This window comes from Lentimicrobium sp. S6, from assembly GCF_013166635.1.
GTDB lineage: Bacteria > Bacteroidota > Bacteroidia > Bacteroidales > UBA12170 > UBA12170.
Map to the genome: position 1 here is coordinate 36,363 of NZ_JABKBZ010000029.1, position 25,183 is coordinate 61,545.

Genomic DNA, 25,183 nt, shown 5'->3' on the forward strand with positions numbered 1-25,183 from the left:
CTTGAACCCCAAATGCTATCCTGGTTAAAACTTAATATTAGAAGTATAGATATAATTGTTTTCATGATTTTTACTCTTTTTTATCATATTCATTTGTTTTTATTCTGAGCAGTCGGTTCCAATGTTTTTGCTAAGTTTCTTTCAGTGAAAATAATTAAACCAATAAGTAAAAACATTGCTATTAGACTTGTCCAACCTAGCAAATCACCGATTCTCGGATATAAAACTTTAACACCCTTTGTGGGCACATCTGCATACATTATTCCATCTTTTGTTTCATTGAAATTCATATGAGCTATTAGTTTGCCATTATAATCAGATGCATATGAATAACCGTTATAGCTTGGACGAACAAATGAGAACCCATTTTCTATAGCTCCCGTTAGATACCAGGGAGTGGAGCTCCTGGGCCAATCGTAAGACGGGTTGAGCATTATATCTACACCTTGTTTTCCCGCTTGACGGATAAAAGAAGGATACCCCATATCTTTACAAATTGTAATTCCAATGGTTCCGTAAGGTGTCTCCGCAGATTGGATAATTTCAGCTCCTTTTCTGAAAACAGCTGTTTCTCCAAAATCACCAATACCTAATAGATATCGTTTGGTATAATCTAATAGTATCTCACCTTTCCCATTAATAAATAAATGCTTGTTCTCTCCTTTTTCATTGTCACCAAAATATGCATATGTAATACTTAAGAAGGCATTGCTCTCCATAGCTATACGTTGGTATTCTGTTTTTAATCTATCCTCTTCCTTATATTCAATAACCATTGCAAATTCCTGAAAAGAAACAATTTTTGCTCCTTGACCAACGGCTTTATTAGTGAGCATCTCAATTTTTGAAATGGTTTCCTCAAATGGTGACGTGGTTCTAGTATCAAATATCCTCGACATAGGAATTATCTCTCCGTCTTCAGGTACAAGAACTATGGCAGCAATCTTTACTGTTTCCTTTTCAGCGTTATCTGAAATTTTCACACCTCCATATATAAAAACCGCAACAAATACCATAGCAAATACTAATGATGGTATTCTTATAGCTTTCCAATTAAATTCATTTTCCCATAGAAAGTTAACCATGGCATACAACCAAGAGTGAATAAAGACAAGAATCCAAACACCAAAAAGAGATCGAACCTGGTTAAATGCCAATGAATGATAATCGTAACTAAAAGAACTTAATGTTCCTCCTCCATCATCAAACGGTCCTTCCAAAGAAGTTATATAGAACATTGCTGTTGTTACTATTGGAAATATTAAGGTTGAAATAATCCCCTTGTTCTTATACCTTGGGTAGATCAGTCGATCCATCATAAAAGGCAAAAACCAAATAATGGCTAGCAAAGTACTTCTAATGCCACCAAAAACAATGGTCATCCATACCTCATCAAAATTGAATAAGCCCCACAGCGCAATATTCATGCTTAGAATAAAACCTAAAAGAGTTAGCCATACTCCTTTCTTTCTGGGTTGAGTTCGTATAAATCGTAGAATAAATATTGGAGCAATTAATATGGCAATATTTATAAATGGAACAAGGTTACTTAATCGGGTAAACATGAAAATTCCGAAACCCAGTAGGAAATAGACTATCGGTAAATGTTTTTTGGTAATCATAACTATAAAATTTTAATTAAACGATTTAAGATTTTTAATCACAATAGCTCATGGATAAATTCAGTACAGCATCAATATTTTGTTTACCCAAGCTATATGGTGAAGAATTCACCATATTATTTTTCTCATTAAAATATTTTCCTGTTGTCTTAATTAAATCTGTTGATGTCGCCAAATAAGCATAAGTTTTTGCCATATCCTCAGGAGAAATTGAAAATCTACTTTTTATTGAATAAAGAAATTTCATAAATCCTGAAATATTTGGGTAGCGACTTGTGTCGACTTTCACATTTGTTACCCGAATACAATTAACAGTAATGGCAGTATCTTTTAATTGTTCGGCAAGCCAATAGGTATACACTACCTGTGCGAGTTTCGATTGATAATAAGCTTTTGTTACACTAAATTTTCTACTCTTAAATTCCGGATCCTGTATGTCTATAGTAAGTTTTGAATGTATTACTAATCCTTGTGAGGCAATTGTAATAATCCTTCCCTGAAGGCTGTTCTTAATCAAATCCATCACTGAATTTGTTAAAAGAATTGGTCCTATGTGATTTGTTGCCCAAATTGTTTCAACTCCATCCTCTGACTTTTTTGGCTGTTTATGTGAAATATCAAAGTCAGCGGCATTATGGATTAATACATCAAGACTTTCAATTTTCCGGTGTAGTAATTCTGATGCACTAAAAATTGATTTTCTGGAAGACATATCAATCTCGAGTAATTCAACATTTCCCGAACCTGATTTCTCTATAACTTCAGAAAGTGCACTCTCACCACGTTGTTTATTACGAGCCCCCATTATTATATGCAATCCGGCTCGTGCTAATTGAATTGCGGCCTGTTTCCCGATTCCGGAATTAGCTCCGGTTATAAAACACGTTTTATTTTTCATGATATTTTCTTTTATAGTTTTATAATCCATTCTTTTATTACAGGTCTCACCTCTTCACCCATTACTAATCCCATATGAGATACATTATCAATAATTTTGACAATTGCATCCTCTTTGTATTGTGAAACTGTTGGTTCATATTCATGAGGAATATTTGCTTCATCATTGCTACCTACAAGAAGTAATACTTTCTGATTCATTGATTTAAAATCCCTTTTATAATTTTTAGGTGCATATCCAGTATTTAGTCGATAAGAATAAGTGAGGGTTTCTGTTCCATCCCGATGTTTTTTTGGCATATTGAAATCGATTATCGGCAAATGATTAAATCTTTTTATAAATACATTGTTTAACATTGACAAGCCAATAATTCGTGGTAAATGCACGGATGTCCAACCTCCTGATCCGGGTTTAATTGTAGGAGCATTATATTTAAGGTATGGTGTTAAAAGTAAAAGCGCATCAACTTGATCACCATATTTGCATCCTGCAAAACGAATTGCCAAACCTCCCCCTGATGAATGTCCGCCTAAAATTATCTTTGAGTCCGGATGTTTTTTCTTTACCAGTTTAATCAAATCAGCTAAATCATCTTCGTATTGTTTAATATAAACTATATCACCCCTTTTCATAGGATTAATACCATGTCCTCTTAAATCTGGTGTGTAAACATGAGCCAGACTCTGCTCACTCAAATAATTAGCTAAAGGCAAAAAATACTTACTGTGCCAACCTGAGCCATGTAGCAAAATGATAACAACTTCTGATTTGGATGGATAATATCTATAATCTAGATATACGTCATCTCTACATAAAAATGTGTCAAGCGGTGGAATACTTGAATAATCAATTACTAACTCATCAAACACCAATTGATTTTGTTCCAAACTTTCATTTTCTGGCTTTTTATCAATTGCAATAAGACCAGAGGCTATTCCGAAATAAATTGCTAATGATATTAATATGCTTCCCATGATTTAAATTATTTAGTTTTTATAGTTAATCTTGTTTTTTGAAGGTTTAGACTTTTGATAGAAGAATTTATTGATTGCATAATATCAAGATTATTTTTTTGTGATGTTTTGACAATATTGTATTAGGATATAAATATGGTTGAATGCTGGACTTTATCTTACTTGACAAATACCTTTGTAGATATAAACCCCAGTTTGGCCACTTTCTTTTACGTTTACTGTGTTCTCATCTGTGAACGTAAACTCCCATTGGCCTAATGAAGAATATCCTACACGCTCGTAATTAATGATAAAGGTTGTTTCACTTGTCCAAGTGCCACTGGCAATAAATATTTCTTCTCCAGATTTTGTTTTTAGGATGCTATCTGTTAAGCTTATCCGATAGTATACCTTTTCTCCATGTTTGTAGGAATATCTGATATTGGCATAATCCATCTTGTCATTAAATTGAAATTCTAAATCGCTGTAATTCCAAGGGTTTGTATCTAAAATAAATGTCTTTCCAGAAATAGATTTTGCGATGGAAGGAAGGCTATCTTTTTTTACTTGTTGATTAGAGCATCTAATTGGCATAGAAAGCTCCAATAATTTGTTATATGCAGTTGAATTGGGAGCAATTTCAGAATCAGATTTGATGGAAGCAACAATAAACTTCTTGAACATTTTATAAGGGAAGAAGGTTTTTACCCCTTTCAATTTACTTGTGAATACAACCGTAAGATTGTACTTTGGGTAATTCATAATAAACTGGCCACCTACACCAACCGCGGCATATGAGCCATCTTTCCCTAACCACCATTGATAACCATATCCATCAGTAAAAGGTCTTCCTAGGCGTGTCATTAGCCACAACCCACCGCTAGTGCCGTAATCCACTTTCATTTCATCAGTGTACACATAGCGGTATTTTTTAGGGAAGCTTTGTACCGTTGTAGATTCTTCAATCCATTTCTCGGAAATGATTTGCTGCCCATCCCACAAACCTTTATGAAGATAGAGATGACCAATCTTAGCCATGTCGTGAGGTTTTAGCCACATTCTTGCAAAGCCTACATAGACGCCTTCTGGACTTTTATCCCATCGTACTTCATCTATTCCTAGTGGAGAAAAGAGATATTTCTTTGCAAAATCAAGCGTGTTTAATCCAGTGTTTTTAGCAATGATGGCTGACAACATATAAGAGGCCATGTTGCTGTATTCAAATCGTTCACCAGGATTTGTCTCAAAGGATCGATTCAAAACATGTTGTGTCCAATTGCTTGTTTTTTGCATTTCGAAAAGCCCCACCCATTGATAAACATATGAATCACGAGCGTGCCAACCTGTTTGCATGCTTAGCAAATCTTTCAAGCTTACCATACGCAATTGCTGAGAAATAGAATCTAGGCCGGTGGTATCAAGCAACTCCACAATGGGTGTGTTCACGCTCTCAATAAAACCTTTTTCAATAGCAATACCTACCAAGGCAGACATAATGCTTTTTGTACAAGAGTTAATGATATGAACATCTTCTCCATTGTAATTAGGGTTAGTATAGATATCTGCTACGATGTATCCATTTCTAATAATAGCGACGGACTCAATCATTTGCTTTTCTTCTTCAGCAAAATGCTTTTGATAGTACTCCATCATTTTGGAAAGCTTTTCAGAATCCATTCCTTGGACCTCAGGAGTGGAGGTTTTCCAGGCTTTTGTTGGCCAATAATCAAGGGGTTCGGAGGCTACTAGCATAGGATGAATAATTATGAGGGTAAATACAATATTTAAGATACGTTTCATTGCTTTAAAAATTAATTGTTTGATAAAAAATATTGATGCTGCAAAATAAAGGTGTGAATGTCAATAATGAATCATCCTTAAGGATGATTTTTAGTGGACGGCAAAAATTAAAATGGTAATAATACTTACTTGTCCTTAATATACTTCATAGATAATTCCATAACGGCTTTTATGTTTTCATCCTGATTTCTTCAAGTGCTTTTTCCACCTCTTTTCAAGGTTTCTAACACTCACTATAACTTGAAATCCAGCATTCATAATTGTATAGCAGCCTGTTTTCCGATTCCCGAGATGCCTTAAAGCGTCTTTAAATTCATCAATTTGTAAGGAAATCACTCTATCAAAAGGAACCTTAATGTTATGTTGAATTACAAATTCAAGCATTTCATTAATAGTGGTTGATGGTGTTGTTCCGGAAAATATATAGGAAGGGCCAACCCATTTAGAAAAGATAGAACGTTTCAAAATATAAGCTAACATACTAATCACTTCGCCCCAACTCATTTTTTTAGAGCCAATGTATTTTTCAGGACCACAAACAGTTACAAATTTTCCCTTCTTATGTAATACATTGACAGATTTCTTTTCTATTTCTTTTCCACCAACGGAGTCGAATACCAAATCCATTTTTACCCCCCGAGCGGCCAAAACCTCACTGAAATTCTCCTTGGTGTAGTCAATCGTATCATCTGCACCATTTGCCTTTACCGCTATAATATTACGTGTACTACAAAGGCCTGTAACAATCGCACCTTTAGCCTTAAGTATTTGCGTAACTACACTTCCAATACCTCCAGAAGCTCCAACTACAAGGCATTTATCTCCCTTTTTTACTTTCGAGGAAAGGATCATGTCATAGGCCACACAGCCAGCAATAATCATTGAAACAGCTACCTGATGAGATAATTCTGTAGGTTTTAATAGAATATCCTTTTGATCTATGCTTCTATATGTAGCCCATGAACCACTATCACCTGTATTGGTTGGAATACCAATTGCTTCATCACCAATATGATATTGGCTTACAGCCTCACCGACCGATTCTATAATACCAGAGAAATTTGTTCCCATTATATAGGGTTTATCTTCAGATACTTCTTTGGTCCTAAAAACCGACCAGCTGCTGTACCCTGAGCCATTGCAATATCATCTGCATGCAGTGTTGATGCTATTATCTTTACAAGAACTTCCGTTTTCTTCAATTTCGGAAAGGAGATGTTTATTTCCCGTATTTCGTTAGGAACATTACCAATTGTTGGCTTTTTGATTAATCCGAATGCTTTTATCATGGGGTTTCTTTTTATTTTACAATTATTGCTTGTTAACTTTTGCCACAACGTGGCCTGCGAATCCATACATTTTCCCAAAAAACTTTCCTTCCTTGTCGAATAGATATTCTTTTTCAAATTCTTCAGGTGTATAATGTCTTGATAGGGATAAGCCATTTTCTTCAAGAAAGGCCTCCGCTTTTCCTTCTTCAATACCAAACTTGAATTTCTCACCTAAATTACTTGCCGATTCACTAAGTTTATCAGCACCATATGAATTGCTTGTACCATCAATAACGGACTTATAAAAATAGTCAAATGCTATTGTATTCCCTGCTCTTGATTTTAGTTGTACAACGTCTAAGATTTCCTTTACCGCGTATTCTTCAATATACATAGTCACTCCCTCCCATATGAACAAGGTCTTTTTTGCAGGGGTATATCCCGCATCGCAAAGAACCTCCCATAAATAATCTTTATCAAAATTTATTGGAGCATACGTAAGCTCTTTTGGAGATTCAATTTCAGCATTTCTTAAAAAGGATAGCTTTTCGTTTTGAGTTGTGGGCACATCCAATTCATATATTTGTGTGTCATGCAATAAATTTTGGAACCTGATTGCTCGTGTATCATAACCAGCTCCAAGAATAACAATTTGAGGTATGTTTTCTTTTAGCGATTGAACAAATATTTCATCAAAGAATTTGGTTCTTGCGGTAATATATTCGTAAGAACCAGGCACTTTATCATGCAGCTTATTAATGAAAATATTTCTAAAAAACCCAAACGATAGAAAAAACTTTGCTTTAGGGGGCAAGAATACCCGAGCCAGATTGTCACATCCTACAGAATCACTCCTTTTATCCTTTGTAGCAAGAAATCTGTAAATTGAGGCCATTAATGCAGTATGTGATGCTTTCTTCTCGACACGGATACTTTGTTCTGAATTTTTCATAGTTTTATTGGATCAGTTATTTATAATATCTTTTTTAATGTTGTCCTGATAACTGCAATTAGAATTTAAATCCAAAATTTAAACTGGGTTCAAAATTGTAATTTGGAGTACCTTCTTCTGTCAATAGCTTTCACAAGTAAATAAATCCAGTATAGCAAGCCATAGCATATCCAGTAAATTATTCTGCCTATTGTTGTGTGTTTTACCATGGTATTTTCATGCATTTTAAATTGTATTCAAATGTAAATTACTTCATAGCTGCACTTGTATTTATTGTAGTAAGCCATAAAGAATTATAGTAAGTGGTTTGTAACATGGGGTAAATGGTTCATGTTTGTGGTGAAATGCTTTCTGGCTAGGTATCTATTGATCATTTTCTAGAAATTGTTATTTGATTATCGAATTACCTGAGCCGAAATAAGCTTTAGATTTAAATCCCTTATTTGATTCAAAATGCCGTGGAATGCCGATTCATCTACAACATTCCCACTCAAAATAGTATTGTTACCCTTTCTAGTAATTGAAAGGCCTTCAAACCAACTTTCCCATTGCTGACTGATTTTTCCCTTTATTATAATTTCAACTTTCATGGCGTTTTCATAATTATATTTTTTTATCATTTTCTGATACAAAGTTGGGGAGTTGTGAGCAAAAAAAAATCATCCCTGAGGATGATTTTGAAGGATGATTTTTTATATGTGATTTATTTTGAAGCAAGCGATATTCCTTGCTCCTTGGCTTTTACAACTGCTTCAATGCGATTTTTTGCATCAAGCTTTAAAAGTATATTTCTAACATGGGTTTTAACTGTGGTAATTGAAATAAACAACTCATCTGCAATTTCTTGGTTCGAGAGATTATCTGCAATAAGTTTTAAAGTCTCAAATTCACGTTTACTTATATCGGAGTAATTCTGGTTCTTAATTGCTTTTTCATGCTTTGCAATTAACACTTTTAGTTTTTCTATATATTCTTTGGGTATATTATGTTTTCGTGTTGCAAGAATTTTAAAAGTATCCTGCAGGAGGTTTTTAATTTTATCAATATAATATAAAAAGTACATCATTATTCTCTCTCCTGAAGCAACTTCCATAGATTTTATAAGACATTCTTTTGCTTCCTCAACATTTCCCTGCTGGTCAAATATTAAGGCATAAATCACTTGAATCTCAATAATTCGTTCCAAACGATTAGCCTTTGTAGCAAGATAATTAATCTCATCCAATTTATTTTTAGCTTCGTTAATCTCACCAATAGTTATTAGATAATGTACATAAGGGATGAATGCATGTTCGTTAAATAAGGTTATTTCAGTTTCAGAGTTTATATTGTATTTTTGAAAAAAGGCGTTAACCTTCTGAGAATCCTCCGTTTCAATAAGAATATAGCCTTTCCATACCTGATAGAGTACTATAAAACCTGGTGGCACCGTATTCTTACTCATTAACTCTTCCAAATCCTTTAATTTACTTAAACATTTTACCCAATCATTTTTACCGTGGTGAACAAAAGACAGAACAAACAAACCAAGAAACTGGTGTGTTATATTAGATTCTTTTAGAGAGAGTTCATAACCAATTTTAATATACTCTTCGGCTTTTTCAAAATCCCCCCACAAGTAGTATATCATCGAAAGTGTTGTGTATAAGCTAGAGTATATCCAATCTACCTTAGTTAATTCAGAATACCCCTGTTCCTTAATATATTCCAATAGTTCAGTGCAATTTTTGAAAGATAAAACATATCTACCCATGCGATGTTCACATGATGCAAGTTGAATGGCAATTGTTGATACCAGATATATATTCCCTGATTTTTTACCATAATTAATAGCAATTTTAAAAGATTCTATTGCATCCGGAAGATTATAGAGCCCCATATCTTTTAAGCCCATTGAGTACCATGCCCAACTACACCATAACGAATCATCCTCAGAAAGACATTCCATAGCAATAGATGAATACCTTTCAAGTTTTGCAAATTCACCCATTGTGTTTTGTAAAATTGCCTGAGCAACCGCTATTCTGCCTTTCAATTTTAATACCTTTTCTGCCTTGGGGGAGTCTGTTAACTTTTCTTCAATTTCAATTTCGGCTTTACTTAAATAGGGTAGAGCATTGGGAGCCTGGCCTGAATGTATAAGCACCCATGAATAATACAAAGAAAACTCTGGATTGCTGTATATTTCATCATCTGGCAATAAATTTCCATAAGCCAGCAAGCTACTATGCTTGCCTTTGGCCCATAAATTGGCAGAAATTTGATTTAACAGTTCCAAGCTTCGTTGAAAGTCTTTTATTTCTATAGAATGTTGAATTGCATTTTCAATCATTTCTTTGCTTTCGTACCAATTACTTGCTTTTTTGTGTAAAGCAAAGGATTCATTATTTTTACCTACAAGTCGATTTAATAACAGCTGTTCAAATAAATGATGATACCGATACCATTTCCTTTCTGCATCTAAGGGAACAACAAACATGTTATTATTTTCAAGATGTTCAATTATTTCCTGACTATTATTTATGTCAAGTACAAAATTACACAGCGAGGCATTAAAACGCTTTAAGATAGATGTACGCAAAAGAAAATTCCTTAATTCTAGTGATTGCTGTTGAAGGACTTCTTCAATCAGGTAATCCATTATATAACGATTATCTCCTTTCAACTTATCCACAAACCTACTTACATCTTCTTTCCCTTGTAGTGATAAACCTGTGAGCTGGAGCCCTGCAATCCATCCTTCGGTTTTAATTTCAAGAATCTTGGCATCTTCAATAGATATTTTGATATTCAAACATTTTTTAAAGAAATCGTAAATACTATTTGCGATAAAACATAAATCTGATAAACGGATATCTGTAACCAAATGTTGACTTCTAAATCTTGCTACTGGTATTGAAGGATCTGCGCGTGTTATTAGAACAACATGAATATTATCTGGAAGGTTTTCCAATAAAAAGGACATTAGATTATTGATATCTTTATTTTCAATCAAATGATAATCATCAAATACGAGGTATAAGCGATCCTTTATCTCGTATAAATCATTTATTATATATGTGGCTACTGATTCGAATGAAGAATTACTGTTTGATTCCAGTAATTTTTCTGCCTTTAAGCAAAGATTTTTATAGTTTGATTGAATTCCTGCAATAATGTATCTCAAATAAGTAACAATGTCATTATCTGATTTGTCAAGCGAATACCATGAATAAGGTAAACTACAATGGTCAATCCATTGACTTATTAAAGTACTTTTACCGTATCCTGCCGGAGCCGAAACTAAAGTTAATTTCTTTTCTTTACCACTTTCTAATTTATCGATAAGTTCCTTCCTAAATATTAATTTAGAAGTAGGGTTTAGCTTATTTAGTTTTGTTTTTAGCATACATACAAAATAATAAAAAATTTAGAAATCAGATCCTGTAATCAGAAAAGTTAGATACCTTTCTCTAAAAATGTCGGCAAAAAAACAAGTATAAGGAAGCGAAGCGATGGTAGTGGTAAGGGCTGGAACACTCTTGCTTTGTAAGTTGGTTATCCTTTTACCAGGTTAAATTCACCTTGGGTGGCACACAATATTGAAGGCATGGTACTACTTGCAATGTTTATACAAAGTTATGCGTTCGGCTTTTATATTTTAGTCTTTAATTCCATTGCTTTCAAATCATATATCAGTATCTCATTTTTATCCGTCTTGTCGTACTTTCCATTTGAGTTTGAATCATAATGTCCCGTTACTGTTATTGTGCCAGTCATTTTATTAGTTGTCCAAGTTCGAACAAAGAAACTAATATCAGTCAATTGCGTTTTTTCTTTCCCATCAGTTGAAAGTATAATAATCTGCTGAGGGTCACTCCAATCAATTTCTTTGTCTCCATCAAGATTAACTGTCTTTGCAACAAGAACAATCTTGTTAACATCAAGCTCTTTAATCAGTATTTGCTCAATCGACATGATATAGGAATCTTTTGGCAAGTCAATCTGTTGCGTTTTACCATCAATTGTATTAATGAAAAGTAAATATTTGCTTTTAGTCTCAATTTTTCCGCGATTCTGAATTGAAGCAATCACATATTCAGTCTCCTCTATTTCTGTTAATTTATCGAAACTCACATAGTTGTATTTATCTTGTCCGAACGTTATACCAGAAATTAATGTAAGTAAAAGAATCAATAGTTTTTTCATTGCTTTGGGTTTGAGTTATTTCTTTTTAATATCCGTTTCTTGAAAATCAATAGAACAGTAAACAGAAGAGCACAAGTCAGAATCCAAATTTTCATTGTTGTTATTGATTCACATAAGTCAACTCCTGTTACTAATGAAATACAATCTTCAGGATTATCAATTTCATATTTTAGGCTGACCATTGTATTAAAAATCCCAAAGATATTTAATGGAATCCCTAATCCAGATAAAGTCAACACGATATAGTATATTGTTTTTCTCAGTGTTTAATATTTAGTACTTCGGTTCTCAGCTGACGCACAACGCCTGTGTACAGACCATTGCTTTTATTTCTACTTTATCTTAATTTAAAAAGTGTTCTTATCAGCCCAAATAGTAGGAATAACAACACTTATACACTCTCAACGCATTTTGATGATGTTTTTAAGCAAAATCAGTAATAGAAAACTCACTATCTAAAATTAATCTGTGAGGATAGAAAGGATAGACAAATGAGTTTTCATATTTGTTTTATTTGCGTGCTGCTAATATATGAATAATAATTTATGATGAACTGTTATGAAAACACTTAGTTCTTCATTTATTTAGAAGTTGGTTTTTATATGAACTGTGGTTTTGGTGTGTTAGCAATAGCGGTTTTTTAGCCCCATACTATGCCAATGTTATTAATCACCACCAGAAAAACAGGTGCTAATAGGCAGAAAAAATAAAAAGCACTGTTATCGAATGACCATTCAATGGGGTACATTTCCAAATAAACTATCTTTGCATAAAATCAATAGCTATGTTTATCACTAGAAATATGAAGATGGCAGATGCCATTCACCATAATCACCTCTTATTGCCAGTCATCAATCGTCTGGGTATTCATTTGGGATTTGGCGACCAAAGCATAGAACAGCTTTGTGAGGATAAAGGAGTAAATATCGACTTCTTTTTGATGATAGTCAATGCTTTTCTCGATCATGATATCAATAAAGCCATGAAGCTGGATAGTGTATCGGTAGAACAGGTAGTCAACTATTTAAAAGCGACCCATCAATACTATTTGGAGCGGATAATTCCAGAAATAGAGAATAGAATTAATGCCTTAATTCAACATTCCGACATCAATCAAAAACAGTTCCTATTGGTGAAAAACTTCTTTGAGGAGTATAAAAATGAATTCTATACCCATATCAAGCACGAAGAGCAATCCATATATCCTTATGCCTTGAAAGTGAATCAAGCAAGAAACGAGGGAAATCTTAAACCTGAATTAAAAAAACAAATACAAAAAGAACCCATAGATAGCTACGCGGAGGAGCACTCTGATATCGAATCCAAACTTTTCGATTTAAAAAATATCCTCATCAAATATCTTCCAGAAAGTAAAGATAGCTACTTGAGAAATCAGGTTTTAAATGCGCTATTTAAGCTGGAAAACGACTTAAACGACCACAGTAGAATAGAGAATATGGTTTTAGTCCCTATGATTTCTGTAATGGAAAATGAACTCTTAAAAAGCTGCTAATATGATTATTCTAGCCCTACCTGCTTTTATCACACGCAAAGGATTAGAGTCTTTGTTTCGAGAACTTTGTACCCAAAAGAAAATCTTGAGTACCGGAACTATTGAGGAACTAAATAAATGGATAAAAACCCAGGAACCCAGCTTGGTTTATGCCCATTCAAGCTTCATTCCAAACTTACACATTTCCTTTCACCGAAAAGATTCTTGTAAGGTCATCCGCATCATCGATCTCAAACCAGAGGAGCTTTCTGATGAGGCTTTTCAAACAGATATTCTATATTTAAATGATGAGGAACAGAACATCATCAAAAACATCAAACGCAATATTGCCTTATCGGAAAATACAAAAGACAATGGTTCTGAGGATTCTGGTTTAAGTGATCGAGAAAAAGATATCGTGAGAGAAATTGCTTTAGGCAAAACCAATAAAGAAATTGCCGACGATTTATTTATCAGCGCCCATACGGTCATCACCCACCGCAAGAATATCACCAAAAAACTCGGAATCAAAACCGTTTCTGGCTTAACTATCTATGCCATACTGAATAAACTCATTCAAATGGAGGAGACTTAAAATGAAACCTTTACGATTTAGTTTTACACTCCTATTATTATGCATGATGCTGTCATTGATAGCAAAAAACCCAAATGAGCAAGCCATTGTTATTAGAGTATTGACCTTTAATATTTATCATGGAGAAACCATGAATCATGATTTCGACCTAGATAAAATTGCTAAAGTGATCAATGAATCGGGTGCCGATTTTGTGGCCTTGCAAGAAGTCGACTTTAAAACCAATCGAGCCCATAATCTTGATTTAGTAACAGAACTAGCTTGGAGGTGTGAGGTGCAAGGCATATTTGGCAAAGCCATGGAATACGATGGTGGCGAATATGGGGAGGGTTTATTATCGAAACATAGCTTTCTAAAAACTATCAATCATGCACTCCCTTGTTCCGATGGCAACGAACCAAGAGCTGCTTTAGAAGCCATTATCATCCTTCCAACTGGCGATACCATTTCCTTTATTGCTACACATTTAGATCATTTAAAAGAAGATACGGATAGAATTTTGCAAGCAATAGAAATCAATCGCATATATACAAATACCAGATACCCTAGCATTTTAGCAGGAGACTTAAACGACACTCCAAATAGCAAAAGCATCAATACTTTAGAACATATTTGGACTGCAAGTTATCATTCCACAGAAACCTTAGCCACTTATCCTGCCACATCTCCTCAGGAAAAAATAGATTATATCATGTACCAGCCTGCTCATCAATGGAGAGTACTTAAAAGCGAAACTATTTGTGATACGATTGCATCTGACCATTGTGCTTATTTGGTAACTTTGGCGTTGATTAAATAAAGAAAGAGGCTTGAAGTTCGAAGTAGGAAGCCTGAAGTGAAAATCACACAAGATATAAAATTGAAAACATGAGATACTTGCTCCTCCTTTTTGCCCTCCTCAGCTTAAATAGCTTTGCACAAAAATTTGACAACATGGCACAAACCCCACCCATGGGTTGGAATAGCTGGAACTTTTTCGAATGCGATAGCGTAAACGAGCAGGTGATTATGGATATGGCCGATGCCATGGTTTCCACCGGAATGAATGAACTGGGCTATGAATATATTGTGATTGACGATTGTTGGCAAATAGCCAGAGATAAGTATGGTGTTATCATAGTTGATTCCGCGAAATTTCCATCAGGAATTAAACATCTTGCCGATTATATTCATGCGAAAGGCCTAAAATTTGGCATCTATTCCGATGCCGGTACACATACTTGTGGCGGAAGGCCAGGCAGCAAATCCTTCGAAGAAATAGATGCCCAAACCTATGCCAATTGGGGCGTAGATTATCTAAAATACGATTGGTGTAATACAGAAGGTCAAGACCCTGTGGAATCGTATACTTTAATGCGTGATGCACTATATAACGCGGGTCGACCTATTGTTTTTAGCCTATGTGAATGGGGACATGCAAAACCTTGGCTGTGGGCCGACACTGTAGGTCATTTATGGAGAACAACTTTAGATATTACCGACCGTTGGGATGGAAACAGATGGGGAAATCAATTGGGATGGACAGAAATTTTAGAGCACCAAAATGGCTTAGAAAAATATGCGGGACCCGGTCATTGGAACGATCCGGATATGCTAGAAGTCGGAAATCCAGGATTGAGTATTAATGAAGCAAAAGCACATTTCACCATGTGGTGTATGTTGGCAGCTCCACTTATTTGTGGGAACGATTTAAAAAATATGTCACCTGAAATTGCAGCAATTCTCATGCAAAAAGACATGATTGCTATCAATCAAGATCGTCTGGGTCAGCAGGGTTTTAAAATTTATGATGAAGGGAATTTCGAAATATGGCAGAAACCATTGGCCAAAGGACAAATAGCAATATGTTTGCTGAACCTTGAAAATCGTGAGAAAGAATTCCTATTAGATTGGAAAAAAATATCGATCAAGGATTTTGAAGGCCTTTACAGCGTTCAACCCATTTGGGAAAAGGATGGAATGATAGATACAGAGTTCGTTTTAGACCTAACCATTCCAGCAAGAGATGTGATCGTATACATACTGTCAAAAGAGTAAAAATGCAAGAAGAGTATTATAGCCAAGTTCGTTTTAAAGGAGAAAATTTCACTGAAAAAAACCTACAAAAGATGGAGTTCGAATCCTGTGTTTTTGATTCCTGTCAATTTTCGAATATGGATTTAAGCGAAGCAAAATTTGAAAGCTGCGAGTTTAAAAGCTGTGACTTGAGCAATGTTAAACTACTAAACACCAGTATTCAAGGGGTACATTTCCAAGATTGTAAAATGATTGGGCTTTTATTCGATGATTGTAATGCTTTTCTTATGCAATTTCAATTTACCAATTGCACACTTAATCTTTCCTCTTTTTATGCTCTCAAAATTACCAAGACAAAATTCACAAATTGTAGCCTACAAGAAGTGGATTTCACCAGCTGTCAGTTGCAGGAATCTAAATTCCCCAATTGCGAATTGAGTGGTGCCGTATTTGAGAATACCAATCTCATGAAAGCAGATTTCAGATCCGCAACAAACTATTTAATTAGCCCCGACCACAATAGAATTAAAGGAGCCCGGTTTTCCTTAGAACATATCACTGGATTACTTCAGGGTTACGGTATTCGTATTGAATAAATCATGAGATGACAACTTATATATCCATACTCAGAGGAATCAATGTGGGAGGCCATAGAAAAATCATCATGGCTGAGCTTAGAAAGATGTATGAGCAGCTGGGTTTTAGCCAGGTAAAGAGCTATATACAAAGTGGTAATGTGGTATATGAGTCGAATCAGAAAATGAGTTCCACAGAGCTTGAGAAGCTGCTCGAAAATAGTATTAAAGAAACTTTTGGTCATGAAGTACCGGTGCTTATTAGAACCTCAGAAGAATGGGAAATGGCTATAAAAGCTAATCCCTTCCTTAATGAAGAAAGCAATACTGATAAGCTATTTATAACTTTTCTCTCTGAATCACCCTCCCCAGAATTGAAAGAGGAGTTATCAAGCATGGACTTCTCCCCTGACCAGCTTAAAATCATAGATAAATGCGTCTATTTATATTGCGAAAGGAAATATCATGAGACCAAAATGACCCATTCATTAATAGAAAGAAAGCTTAAGGTAAAAGCAACCGCTCGTAATTGGAAAACCATTATGAAATTAAAAGAACTGAGTCATTAATGGAATCTTATTAAATTGAAAAATCCTTAGCTTCAAAAGGCTTCGCTTTTTTTATACTCCCCAAATCATTGGTTATATCAAAAAGATTAACTTTGGCCATTCAAGAAAAAAAATCAAATCATGAGAACGATACTATTATCCTTTTTAAGCATTATTACGGGATTGTTAATGGCACAAACTGCCGATAAAAGCGATTGGAAAGGAGGAGTCCCCGAAGGATGTACTTCAGTAACTGTAGGGAAATTGGCCAGTTTTGATGGTTCAGTAATGACTTCTCATACCGATGATAGTCACAGAACACGCTCATGGGTGGATATTAAACCTGCGCAAAAGAAGAATCCGCAAAAAGAAATGAAGATGTATAAAAGAGTGGCTTGTGATTCTTTCAATATGCCCACTTATGCACATAAAGAAATAGGCAGTATTCCTGCGGCTAAATCTACCTATCAGTATGTAAATACTGCTTACGCTAGTATGAACGAACACCAATTGGCCATTGGAGAATCTACTTTTGGCGGTAGAGACGAATTACAAAGTGATGAAGGGTTAATCGATTGTCAGAGACTTTGTATCATTATGCTGGAAAGATGCACCACTGCTCGTCAGGCCATCACTGTAGGAGGAGCTTTATTAGACAAATATGGTTGGAACGATGTGGGAGAATGTTTAACCATTGCCGATCCTCAAGAAGTTTGGCATTTGGAAATTGTTGGTCCTGGAAAAGGAAAAACAGGTGCGGTTTGGGTAGCTCAAAGAGTTCCAGACGATCATATTTCAGTAAACGCCAATGCTTCCACAATAAAAGAAATTGATATAGAGAATACCAAAGACTTTATCGCCAGTGAGAACATTTTCAGCTTAGCCAAAGAAAAAGGGTATTGGGAGGAGTCTAAACCCTTCAAATTCAACTATGTTTATGCTCCGAAGAGCAGATTATCTCTAGCTTCTCGTAGACGAGAGTGGAGAGTATTTGAGTTGGCAGCCCCTTCGCTAAAATTAGATCCTAATGGACAAGATTTTCCTTTCTCTATAAAACCAGACACATTGGTTTCTTTAGAAAAGATGGTTGAAATCTTCAAGGATTATTATGAGGATACTCCATTTGATATGTGCAAAAATATGCTAGTTGCTGACGATAGTGGCAAAATGGTAAAATCCCCTTTAGCCAATCCTTTTATGCCCTATGATGCCAACAAACTTCACAAAGTAAACGGTGGCTGGGGATGGTTAGGAGAAAGAACCATTGCGCGTTGGTATACCATGTATGGAACTATTATTCAGTGCCGAAGTTGGTTACCCAATATGATTGGCGGAGTAGAATGGCTTGCCATGGATAATATAGCCTCCTCTATTTATATTCCTGTTTATGCCGGAACTACTGACTTGCCAAAAAGTTATAAAACTCCGGGTCGCCCCAATGGATACACCCATGAATCGGCTTGGTGGGCCTTTAATAGAATGGGCACTTTAGCTTCTCAACGTTGGGGAGATATGCGCCATGATATTGATGAAGTATGGGTTCCTATGCAAGAAGAACTCTTCCAAAATCAAAACAGCTTTGAAGCAGAAGCCCTTAAGATCTATCAAAAATCTCCAGAAAAGTGTAGCGAATTCTTAACAGACTATACCAATAAATGGGGTAATAAAGTAGTGGATGATGCCTGGAAATTGGGCGATAAATTATGGACTAAATATGATGAGAAGTTTTAGGAATTTGTTGAAGATAGTTTCACAAAAAAAACAATCCTAGCATTTATTAGGTCTAGCCAAAATAGCTGAAGAAAAAGCCATTGAAGAATATGAAGGTGCAGCAATGCCCTATATAAATAATGAATAGATTAGGATTATGAAAAACGAGAACATACAATCCCTATCAAATAACTTTGAGGACCATTCACACACTACCGAAAATGGCATAGAATTTTGGTTCGCACGCGATTTACAGCATCTGTTAGGTTATTCGAAATGGGATATTTCATTAAACCAATTATCAAAGCTAAGACCGCTTGCGAAGCTAGCGAAAACAGTATATCAGACCATTTTGCCGACGTCGGGAAAATGGTCTCCATTGGCTCGGGTACTCAGCGTGAAATTCAAGACATAATGCTTACTCGTTATGCTTGTTACTTAATTGCTCAAAATGGCGACACTCGTAAAGAAAGCATTTCATTTGCATAAAATTACTTTGCAATGCAAACACGTAAGTTCGAACTTATCGAAAAACGGATAAAAGAATGGGAACGCTTACAAGCGCGACAAAAATTAACGCTATCCGAGAAAGAACTTTCGGAACTTATTTATGAGCGAACTGGAAATGATAGAAACTTTGGTTCAATAAGAAGAAAAGACTATTTGTACTATTAGTCTACAAACAAATTTAGTTTCTCTTTGCTTCATAGAAGACCTGTCCAACCCTCTCTATGTGCTCCTTAAGACTCTCATTTGAGATATGAGAAAAAATAGAAATATCGAAAGAATAAGGAAGCAATAAATCGTCAATATCATTCTCGATTTGATGTAAAATAGTAAGAGTTAAATCATATCCAAAGCAGCTTAAATCAATATCTGAACCATTGCGATAATTCCCCTTAGCTCGGGAGCCATAAACAATTACCTTTTCAAGTGGAGTGTGTTTTTCAAATACACTACATATAAGATCAATAGTATCTTTCTTTAATCCAAATTTCATTAAATAATTTCTTTAGATTTTATCTGTTCCAGTTTATCTTTAAGCTTTTTAAATTCAGAGTAATAATCAGATATAACTGATGTTAAAATCTCTTCTGCAACTACTTCATTATAGGTATGCGATGAATTATTTCGACTTTTTATCATATCCATCCAAATATCTCCAGCCTCAATCAGCTCATATTTAAAAGCCTGACGGGTGGCATCTTTCGACCCATAAATCTCATGATTTCCTTGGTAATTCAAGAAATCTTTTAGCGTTTTCCAGGCCAATTCATGAGTAAATTCAAATGCTTGTATCAAACCTTGTTCTTCAAGCTCACTTAAGGTCCTTTCACTTGCTAAGTGTACAGCTTTTTCTAATTGAGTGAATGCTTTGGTATAATTATCAAATCTTTGAATCCACCTGATATCTGATTTTCCCATATGTATAAATTCTCATACAAAACTAACTAATTTTTAAATATATACTAGGTGAATATTACAAAGGACTAACTCTATTATCATCAACAGCTGTGGTATCGATATTTGATCAACATCCTACTTCACAAAACTCAAATCAATCACTCCAAACAAATGCAAACTGGTGAAAATGATAATCACGAGGATAAACCAACGAATATAACCGGCTCCTTTTTTTACCGCTAGCTTACTAGCTAACAAAGCTCCAGTCACAGTTCCAATAGCTAAGGTGAAACCCATAGCATAATTGATTAAATCGTGATATATATAGACCACCAAAGAAAATACCATATACATTCCAACAATTAGAACCTTGGCAGCATTGGCTTTTACCAACTCGTAACCCGCTCCCCAAACTAAAGCAGCCAAAAGAAAATAACCCACTCCTACTTGAATAAATCCTCCATAGACTCCTATAAAAAAGAACAAAACATATTGTTTCCAAGTTAGTGGTTTATTTACCAATTCGGTGTTTTCTTTAACCCAGCTTTTGGGTTTATAGAACATAAAAAAGAGCATGACTAATAGAATAATCCCAATGGCTTTCTCAAAAATATCCTTCTGGATATCCACTGCCAACCAAGCGCCAAAAAAGGAACCCATAATTGCAGGAATAGATAATAAAAGAGACTTTTTTGAATCAAGAACTTTCTGCTTTTTAAAGCTACTTGTTGCGGCTATATTTTGCATGATAATGGCAATCCTATTGGTACCATTGGCCATCGCCGGGGATAAGCCCATCATCATCAATACTGACAGACTAATGGCGGAACCTCCTCCGGCCAAAGTATTTACAAAACCTACTGCTATTCCTGAGCCAATCAAAATAAGTCCTTCTATCCAAGTCATATCATCATTTTTGGCAAATGTAATTCCTTTTACTGAAACAATTTCGATGAAGAGAAAAGCACTTAATCAACTAGCATAATGCAGCTTAAATATATAACCTTTAAAATTCCTTAATTATATTCAAAATTCGACTTTCTCGAATAAATTCCATGCAAGCATAGTTTTATTTTATATATATTTGCCCTCCAAAACCTGATAATAAACATTAATAAAAACCACAATAATGGAAAGAATAACCGTAATTGGGGCAGGAAACGTTGGAGCTACTGCTGCCAACGTGATAGCTCATAAAGACATTGTAAAAGAAGTAGTTTTAGTTGACATAGTAGAAGGTGTTGCCGAAGGTAAAGCATTGGATATGTGGCAAACAGCCCCTATCAATGGATATAACACTAGAGTAACTGGTGTAACTAATGATTATTCAAAAACCGCAGGTTCTGGGATTATCGTTGTCACTTCTGGTATTCCTCGTAAGCCAGGAATGAGCCGTGATGATTTAATATCTACAAATGCTGGTATTGTAAAAACCGTTGTGGAACAAGCTTTAAAATATTCTCCAGATGCTATCGTAATTATTGTAGCCAATCCTTTAGATGTGATGACATATGCAGCATACAAAACTGCTGGTGTAGATTCTTCTAAAGTATTCGGAATGGCTGGCATCCTCGATACTGCTCGATATAGAGCATTCTTAGCTACCGAGCTTGATTGTTCTCCAAACGATATTCAAGCTTTATTAATGGGAGGTCATGGTGACACTATGGTTCCACTTCCAAGATATACTACTGTTGGTGGTATTCCTGTAACTGAATTGCTTGATGCAGACAAATTAGAAGCTATTGTTCAGCGTACTAAAGTTGGTGGTGGAGAACTAGTGAAACTCATGGGAACTTCTGCATGGTATGCGCCTGGTGCTGCTGCTGCTCAAATGTGTGAAGCTATTGTAATGGACCAGAACAGAGTTTTCCCTGTTTGTGCCTTGTTAAATGGCGAGTACGGACAAGAAGGCGTTTATTTAGGCGTTCCTGTTAAGTTAGGTAAAAACGGTATCGAAGAAATCGTAAAAGTCAACCTTAACAGTGATGAGCAAGAATTATTGAACCAGTCAACTGTTGCTGTTAAAGGTGTAATGAAAGTTTTAGATGATATGAAACTGTTCTAATCAACAAAACATATAAATAAAATAGCTGTTTCCAATCGGTATTTCTGAGGTGAAACGGCTATTTTTGTGTCTGAACTGGAAAACTCATTTTAAAAACGGAACCCTCACCTTCCTTACTCTCGACACTAATTTCACCTTTATTTAACTTCACAAACTCCTTAATCATCAGAAGACCAAAGCCGGTTCCTTGTTCATTTGCTGTCCCCGGTAAACTTTGAGACCTTTCACTACTAAATAAACCGGCCAATACTTCTTCACTCATTCCTATTCCACTGTCCTGAATATTGAGATGTATATTTGAACCATCCTCCATAGCTGAAATATGAATTACAGATTGAGAATAAGAAAATTTAATGGCATTGGAGATTAAATTTCGTAAAATAAGATCTAACATTTTACAATCGGCATATAGTTTAGAGTTGATCTGATTCTTTAGTTCTATTTTTAATTCCTTCTTTAATAGCGAAGCTGCCACCAACTCAATATTTTCTTTTATGATAATGTCAAGATCGCAGTCTTCAAATCGTGGTTTAATTTCTTGATGTTGTAATTTGGACCAACTGCTCAAGTTTGTGATTAAATCTTGGAGATGATTTAATGACCTGCACATAATTCCGAGAAGGGTATTTCTTTCTTCTTCTGTGTATTCATCAAAATTCTCTTTTAAATCGGCACTCACAGATTGCGCTGCGCCTAAAGGATTCTTGATATCATGCGAAATGATAGCTAAAAATTTTTCTTTCGTTGCATTAACTTTTCTTAGCTTCTGATTAACACTGGACAATTCTTTGGTTCTCTGGTCAACTAATTCTTCTATTTTCTTTTTCTGACTCTTCAATAAACTTATGCGATAATTGATACCTAAGAATATGAATACTAGAATAAGTAAAGCAAGCCCTATCTTAAACTCAAAGGTTTCCCAAAACATAGCATCCACCTTAAACTCTATTTTTAATGGAGCCTTACTCCAGCTTCCATGATGATCGGATGCTAGAATATCAAGATGATAAGTCCCTGGATCCAATCCATGAAAACCAATTTCATGTTCACGGCCTAGATCTATCCAACTATCATGTATTTCATTTATCTTATACCTATACCTATTCTGTGGTGCTGAAACATAATTGAGTGATGCAAATTCTAACTTAAAATACTCTATATCTGGAGGAATACTAAAGTTCAGAACAGAAAGGCTATCGTACTCAGGCTTAAACTCATTATTATTAAAAAAGATACCTGTTATAACCACAGGAAACTCCTCTTCTTCCTGATAAATATTTGAAGGATCGAAATAATTAAACCCATTAACACCTCCAAAATAAATAGAGCCATCTTTTGATTTATAATGTGCGGCAGTATTAAATTCAAGCCCCTGCAAACCATCATTAATTGAGAATGTAGAAACATGACCATTATCTAATTGATAACTACAAATCCCGCCATTAGAGCTAATCCACAAATGATTATTATCATCAAAAATAGTAGCATATACAAAATCATTAGGCATCCCATCATCCACAGTAATAAATCTAATTTCTTGATTGTTCATTTTCAAGAGTCCTTTATCCGTAGAGATCCAATAAATGCTATCAGGTGTTTGATTGATATGATTTATTCTAAGGGTTTTGAAATCAAAACTGGGATAAAACTTAGACCTGAAAGATTGAAAACCCTGCAATTCTTCATTAAATATTAGAAGACCTGATATATCACTTCCAGCCAATAACTGACCATTAAAATCTCGATAAATATTTAATATATTTCCATAGACCAGTCCTTCATCTATCTGATTACCATACAAAACTGTTTCTCCACTAATTAATTGGCGCCTTAATATTCCATTATAAGCTCCACACCAGTAAACTGAATCACCATCATTATAAATATCCAATTATAATAACTTCTGCTTCTATCACATCCTGTCCATTCGCAAGCAATATCCTCTAGTTTATTATTGGCCATATTTAACTTTTTCAGACCTCCACCTTCTGTACCTAGAATAAGGGAATTCTCTTCATTGGGAAATTGTTCTATGCAATATACAATATCACGTGTTAGTATAGGACCAAACATTTTGGTTTCCTTATCCATTTCAATCAACCCATTATAACCTCCGACCCAAACTGACTCTTCATTTTCAAAAAACGCCCTAATACTCATTAAGTAAAACTGATACTCCAATTTTGTATTAACCAATTGAAATAAATCCTTTTTGCGGGGTAAAATGAAAGCGCCTTGACCATTAGTACCTAGCCATAAATTTTCATGGGAGTCAAAATACAATGTCTTTTTATCTACTTCTCTATAATAAAAAAACTCTCGATGTTCAGGATAATAAGTAAAAGTATTTTTAGAAAAATCAATACTAGCGATACTTTGAGAAGTGGTGACTAACCATAATTGATTATCTCTGCTTTCAAACTTTCTCACTTCAGAGAAAAAAGCTTCCTTTTCATGTGTTTTCAATAAACCATAATAATCTGTAAATGGACGGAATTGATTGCTTCCCTTTTCTTTGACAAAAACATTAGGAATATGAAAATCAGAATAGTTTGGATTATTATCGGCTATCCAAATATTATGCTCATTATCTTCATGAATGTCAGAAATTTGAAAATCCTCGTTCCCATTTGGAAAATCGGGCAATACATAAGACTCTATCTTATTATTGATATACTGATATTTAATTACAATATTTGATCTACCGGCTAGCCATATATTGCCCTTATCATCTATTAAGATTTGCGAAAATTCAAAATTTACATCATTTAACTCAACTTTAATAATCTCGTCTGTTTCTTCCTTTTTAAGGAATAAACCCTCAGTACTTGCAATCCATAAATTCCTATAATTATCAAACTCTATATCATTAATAATGGTAGTGTTTTGGTAATTGTGAGGAAGTTGTAACCTGGAAGCTTTTTCAGTATAGCTATTAAATTTATTAATACCAGTTTTTGTTAATGGTCTAGCCCCCTATTAATCGGACTATTTTAATTTAGGTTCAAATATATGTGTTTTTCATTACTTATTTTCATAATATTGCTTTAGCAAGAAACGACTGAAGGTGACCTTTCTGCCGGTGGTTGTT

General features: G+C 34.8%; 26 protein-coding genes. 11 read left to right on the forward strand and 15 right to left on the reverse strand.

Translation table 11 applies throughout. The features are described from left to right. Positions 1-89: 89 nt before the first annotated feature. The 10 genes from HNS40_RS11145 to HNS40_RS11190 form a co-directional block, all read right to left on the reverse strand. Positions 90-1,622 carry a carbon-nitrogen hydrolase family protein gene (locus HNS40_RS11145; RefSeq protein ID WP_172280785.1) on the reverse strand — a complete coding sequence of 511 codons (1,533 nt, stop codon included), beginning with the start codon at positions 1,620-1,622 and terminating at the stop codon, positions 90-92. 34 nt (positions 1,623-1,656) lie between these two features. After that, positions 1,657-2,550, reverse strand: a complete 894-nt coding sequence (locus HNS40_RS11150; protein WP_172280787.1) for an SDR family NAD(P)-dependent oxidoreductase — start codon at positions 2,548-2,550, stop codon at positions 1,657-1,659. Continuing rightward, a complete protein-coding gene (locus HNS40_RS11155; RefSeq protein ID WP_172280789.1) occupies positions 2,532-3,494 on the reverse strand; it encodes an alpha/beta hydrolase in 963 nt (320 codons plus the stop codon). The genes HNS40_RS11150 and HNS40_RS11155 overlap by 19 nt, the downstream gene beginning before the upstream one ends. A 153-nt stretch (positions 3,495-3,647) precedes the next feature. Further along, positions 3,648-5,273 (reverse strand): serine hydrolase, encoded by a 1,626-nt coding sequence (locus tag HNS40_RS11160; protein ID WP_172280791.1) that lies wholly within the window; start codon positions 5,271-5,273, stop codon positions 3,648-3,650. Between the two features lie 177 nt (positions 5,274-5,450). Beyond that, positions 5,451-6,344 (reverse strand): NAD(P)-dependent alcohol dehydrogenase, encoded by an 894-nt coding sequence (locus HNS40_RS11165; protein ID WP_172280826.1) that lies wholly within the window; start codon positions 6,342-6,344, stop codon positions 5,451-5,453. After that, the gene (locus HNS40_RS11170; RefSeq protein WP_172280793.1) at positions 6,344-6,562 is read right to left on the reverse strand and encodes a hypothetical protein; all 219 of its coding nucleotides are present in this window, start codon (positions 6,560-6,562) and stop codon (positions 6,344-6,346) included. The genes HNS40_RS11165 and HNS40_RS11170 overlap by 1 nt, the downstream gene beginning before the upstream one ends. A gap of 22 nt (positions 6,563-6,584) precedes the next feature. Next, entirely contained in the window at positions 6,585-7,496 is a 912-nt protein-coding gene (locus HNS40_RS11175) for an SAM-dependent methyltransferase (RefSeq protein WP_172280795.1), read from the reverse strand. 395 nt (positions 7,497-7,891) lie between these two features. Beyond that, complete coding sequence (locus HNS40_RS11180) at positions 7,892-8,116, reverse strand: hypothetical protein (protein ID WP_216663750.1); 225 nt, start codon at positions 8,114-8,116, stop codon at positions 7,892-7,894. Positions 8,117-8,199: 83 nt separating this feature from the next. Continuing rightward, on the reverse strand, positions 8,200-10,884 hold the full coding sequence (locus HNS40_RS23130) for a LuxR C-terminal-related transcriptional regulator (protein ID WP_172280797.1): 2,685 nt from the start codon (positions 10,882-10,884) through the stop codon (positions 8,200-8,202). 245 nt (positions 10,885-11,129) lie between these two features. Then, entirely contained in the window at positions 11,130-11,684 is a 555-nt protein-coding gene (locus HNS40_RS11190; RefSeq protein ID WP_172280799.1) for a hypothetical protein, read from the reverse strand. A 39-nt stretch (positions 11,685-11,723) separates the two neighbouring features. On the opposite strand from HNS40_RS11190, the gene HNS40_RS11195 reads away from it, so the two are divergent. The 10 genes from HNS40_RS11195 (at position 11,724) to HNS40_RS22930 (ending at position 19,295) form a co-directional block, all read left to right on the forward strand. Next, positions 11,724-11,930, forward strand: coding sequence for a hypothetical protein (locus HNS40_RS11195; protein ID WP_172280801.1), 207 nt, complete (start codon positions 11,724-11,726; stop codon positions 11,928-11,930). A 538-nt stretch (positions 11,931-12,468) separates the two neighbouring features. Then, complete coding sequence (locus HNS40_RS11200; protein ID WP_172280803.1) at positions 12,469-13,197, forward strand: hemerythrin domain-containing protein; 729 nt, start codon at positions 12,469-12,471, stop codon at positions 13,195-13,197. 1 nt (position 13,198) lies between these two features. After that, positions 13,199-13,771 carry a LuxR C-terminal-related transcriptional regulator gene (locus HNS40_RS11205; protein WP_172280805.1) on the forward strand — a complete coding sequence of 191 codons (573 nt, stop codon included), beginning with the start codon at positions 13,199-13,201 and terminating at the stop codon, positions 13,769-13,771. Position 13,772: 1 nt separating this feature from the next. After that, positions 13,773-14,570 (forward strand): endonuclease/exonuclease/phosphatase family protein, encoded by a 798-nt coding sequence (locus HNS40_RS11210; RefSeq protein ID WP_216663749.1) that lies wholly within the window; start codon positions 13,773-13,775, stop codon positions 14,568-14,570. 68 nt (positions 14,571-14,638) lie between these two features. Continuing rightward, a complete protein-coding gene (locus tag HNS40_RS11215) occupies positions 14,639-15,808 on the forward strand; it encodes a glycoside hydrolase family 27 protein (protein ID WP_172280807.1) in 1,170 nt (389 codons plus the stop codon). 2 nt (positions 15,809-15,810) lie between these two features. Beyond that, positions 15,811-16,383, forward strand: a complete 573-nt coding sequence (locus HNS40_RS11220; RefSeq protein WP_172280809.1) for a pentapeptide repeat-containing protein — start codon at positions 15,811-15,813, stop codon at positions 16,381-16,383. A gap of 8 nt (positions 16,384-16,391) precedes the next feature. Beyond that, positions 16,392-16,931 carry a DUF1697 domain-containing protein gene (locus tag HNS40_RS11225; RefSeq protein ID WP_172280811.1) on the forward strand — a complete coding sequence of 180 codons (540 nt, stop codon included), beginning with the start codon at positions 16,392-16,394 and terminating at the stop codon, positions 16,929-16,931. A gap of 120 nt (positions 16,932-17,051) precedes the next feature. Then, positions 17,052-18,641 (forward strand): dipeptidase, encoded by a 1,590-nt coding sequence (locus HNS40_RS11230; RefSeq protein ID WP_172280812.1) that lies wholly within the window; start codon positions 17,052-17,054, stop codon positions 18,639-18,641. 213 nt (positions 18,642-18,854) lie between these two features. Next, positions 18,855-19,109, forward strand: coding sequence for a hypothetical protein (locus tag HNS40_RS11235; protein ID WP_253916321.1), 255 nt, complete (start codon positions 18,855-18,857; stop codon positions 19,107-19,109). A 12-nt stretch (positions 19,110-19,121) separates the two neighbouring features. Beyond that, positions 19,122-19,295 (forward strand): hypothetical protein, encoded by a 174-nt coding sequence (locus HNS40_RS22930; protein WP_216664171.1) that lies wholly within the window; start codon positions 19,122-19,124, stop codon positions 19,293-19,295. A gap of 13 nt (positions 19,296-19,308) precedes the next feature. Here the strand turns inward: HNS40_RS22930 and HNS40_RS11240 are convergent, their stop codons facing one another. The 3 genes from HNS40_RS11240 to HNS40_RS11250 all read right to left on the reverse strand — a co-directional run bounded on the left by HNS40_RS11240 (position 19,309) and on the right by HNS40_RS11250 (position 20,930). Further along, positions 19,309-19,620 carry a nucleotidyltransferase domain-containing protein gene (locus tag HNS40_RS11240; RefSeq protein WP_172280814.1) on the reverse strand — a complete coding sequence of 104 codons (312 nt, stop codon included), beginning with the start codon at positions 19,618-19,620 and terminating at the stop codon, positions 19,309-19,311. Continuing rightward, complete coding sequence (locus HNS40_RS11245) at positions 19,620-20,045, reverse strand: nucleotidyltransferase substrate binding protein (RefSeq protein WP_172280816.1); 426 nt, start codon at positions 20,043-20,045, stop codon at positions 19,620-19,622. The genes HNS40_RS11240 and HNS40_RS11245 overlap by 1 nt, the downstream gene beginning before the upstream one ends. A gap of 114 nt (positions 20,046-20,159) precedes the next feature. Continuing rightward, the gene (locus HNS40_RS11250; protein ID WP_172280818.1) at positions 20,160-20,930 is read right to left on the reverse strand and encodes a sulfite exporter TauE/SafE family protein; all 771 of its coding nucleotides are present in this window, start codon (positions 20,928-20,930) and stop codon (positions 20,160-20,162) included. 223 nt (positions 20,931-21,153) lie between these two features. On the opposite strand from HNS40_RS11250, the gene mdh reads away from it, so the two are divergent. Beyond that, positions 21,154-22,092, forward strand: a complete 939-nt coding sequence (mdh, locus tag HNS40_RS11255) for a malate dehydrogenase (protein WP_172280820.1) — start codon at positions 21,154-21,156, stop codon at positions 22,090-22,092. 58 nt (positions 22,093-22,150) lie between these two features. On the opposite strand, the gene HNS40_RS11260 is transcribed toward mdh, so the two are convergent. Both HNS40_RS11260 and HNS40_RS11265 read right to left on the reverse strand, forming a co-directional pair. Beyond that, entirely contained in the window at positions 22,151-23,983 is a 1,833-nt protein-coding gene (locus HNS40_RS11260) for an ATP-binding protein (RefSeq protein ID WP_172280822.1), read from the reverse strand. Continuing rightward, positions 23,923-24,738 (reverse strand): hypothetical protein, encoded by an 816-nt coding sequence (locus tag HNS40_RS11265; RefSeq protein ID WP_172280824.1) that lies wholly within the window; start codon positions 24,736-24,738, stop codon positions 23,923-23,925. The genes HNS40_RS11260 and HNS40_RS11265 overlap by 61 nt, the downstream gene beginning before the upstream one ends. Positions 24,739-25,183: the final 445 nt, after the last annotated feature.

Bases quoted from the DNA above. Each gene is read 5' to 3' on its own strand.
- HNS40_RS11145 (WP_172280785.1), bottom strand. From the start codon at position 1,622: ATGATTACCAAAAAACATTTACCGATAGTCTATTTCCTACTGGGTTTC.
- HNS40_RS11150 (WP_172280787.1), bottom strand. From the start codon at position 2,550: ATGGATTATAAAACTATAAAAGAAAATATCATGAAAAATAAAACGTGT.
- HNS40_RS11155 (WP_172280789.1), bottom strand. From the start codon at position 3,494: ATGGGAAGCATATTAATATCATTAGCAATTTATTTCGGAATAGCCTCT.
- HNS40_RS11160 (WP_172280791.1), bottom strand. From the start codon at position 5,273: ATGAAACGTATCTTAAATATTGTATTTACCCTCATAATTATTCATCCT.
- HNS40_RS11165 (WP_172280826.1), bottom strand. From the start codon at position 6,344: ATGGGAACAAATTTCTCTGGTATTATAGAATCGGTCGGTGAGGCTGTA.
- HNS40_RS11170 (WP_172280793.1), bottom strand. From the start codon at position 6,562: ATGATAAAAGCATTCGGATTAATCAAAAAGCCAACAATTGGTAATGTT.
- HNS40_RS11175 (WP_172280795.1), bottom strand. From the start codon at position 7,496: ATGAAAAATTCAGAACAAAGTATCCGTGTCGAGAAGAAAGCATCACAT.
- HNS40_RS11180 (WP_216663750.1), bottom strand. From the start codon at position 8,116: ATGATAAAAAAATATAATTATGAAAACGCCATGAAAGTTGAAATTATA.
- HNS40_RS23130 (WP_172280797.1), bottom strand. From the start codon at position 10,884: ATGCTAAAAACAAAACTAAATAAGCTAAACCCTACTTCTAAATTAATA.
- HNS40_RS11190 (WP_172280799.1), bottom strand. From the start codon at position 11,684: ATGAAAAAACTATTGATTCTTTTACTTACATTAATTTCTGGTATAACG.
- HNS40_RS11200 (WP_172280803.1), top strand. From the start codon at position 12,469: ATGTTTATCACTAGAAATATGAAGATGGCAGATGCCATTCACCATAAT.
- HNS40_RS11205 (WP_172280805.1), top strand. From the start codon at position 13,199: ATGATTATTCTAGCCCTACCTGCTTTTATCACACGCAAAGGATTAGAG.
- HNS40_RS11210 (WP_216663749.1), top strand. From the start codon at position 13,773: ATGAAACCTTTACGATTTAGTTTTACACTCCTATTATTATGCATGATG.
- HNS40_RS11215 (WP_172280807.1), top strand. From the start codon at position 14,639: ATGAGATACTTGCTCCTCCTTTTTGCCCTCCTCAGCTTAAATAGCTTT.
- HNS40_RS11220 (WP_172280809.1), top strand. From the start codon at position 15,811: ATGCAAGAAGAGTATTATAGCCAAGTTCGTTTTAAAGGAGAAAATTTC.
- HNS40_RS11225 (WP_172280811.1), top strand. From the start codon at position 16,392: ATGACAACTTATATATCCATACTCAGAGGAATCAATGTGGGAGGCCAT.
- HNS40_RS11230 (WP_172280812.1), top strand. From the start codon at position 17,052: ATGAGAACGATACTATTATCCTTTTTAAGCATTATTACGGGATTGTTA.
- HNS40_RS22930 (WP_216664171.1), top strand. From the start codon at position 19,122: ATGCAAACACGTAAGTTCGAACTTATCGAAAAACGGATAAAAGAATGG.
- HNS40_RS11240 (WP_172280814.1), bottom strand. From the start codon at position 19,620: ATGAAATTTGGATTAAAGAAAGATACTATTGATCTTATATGTAGTGTA.
- HNS40_RS11245 (WP_172280816.1), bottom strand. From the start codon at position 20,045: ATGGGAAAATCAGATATCAGGTGGATTCAAAGATTTGATAATTATACC.
- HNS40_RS11250 (WP_172280818.1), bottom strand. From the start codon at position 20,930: ATGACTTGGATAGAAGGACTTATTTTGATTGGCTCAGGAATAGCAGTA.
- mdh (WP_172280820.1), top strand. From the start codon at position 21,154: ATGGAAAGAATAACCGTAATTGGGGCAGGAAACGTTGGAGCTACTGCT.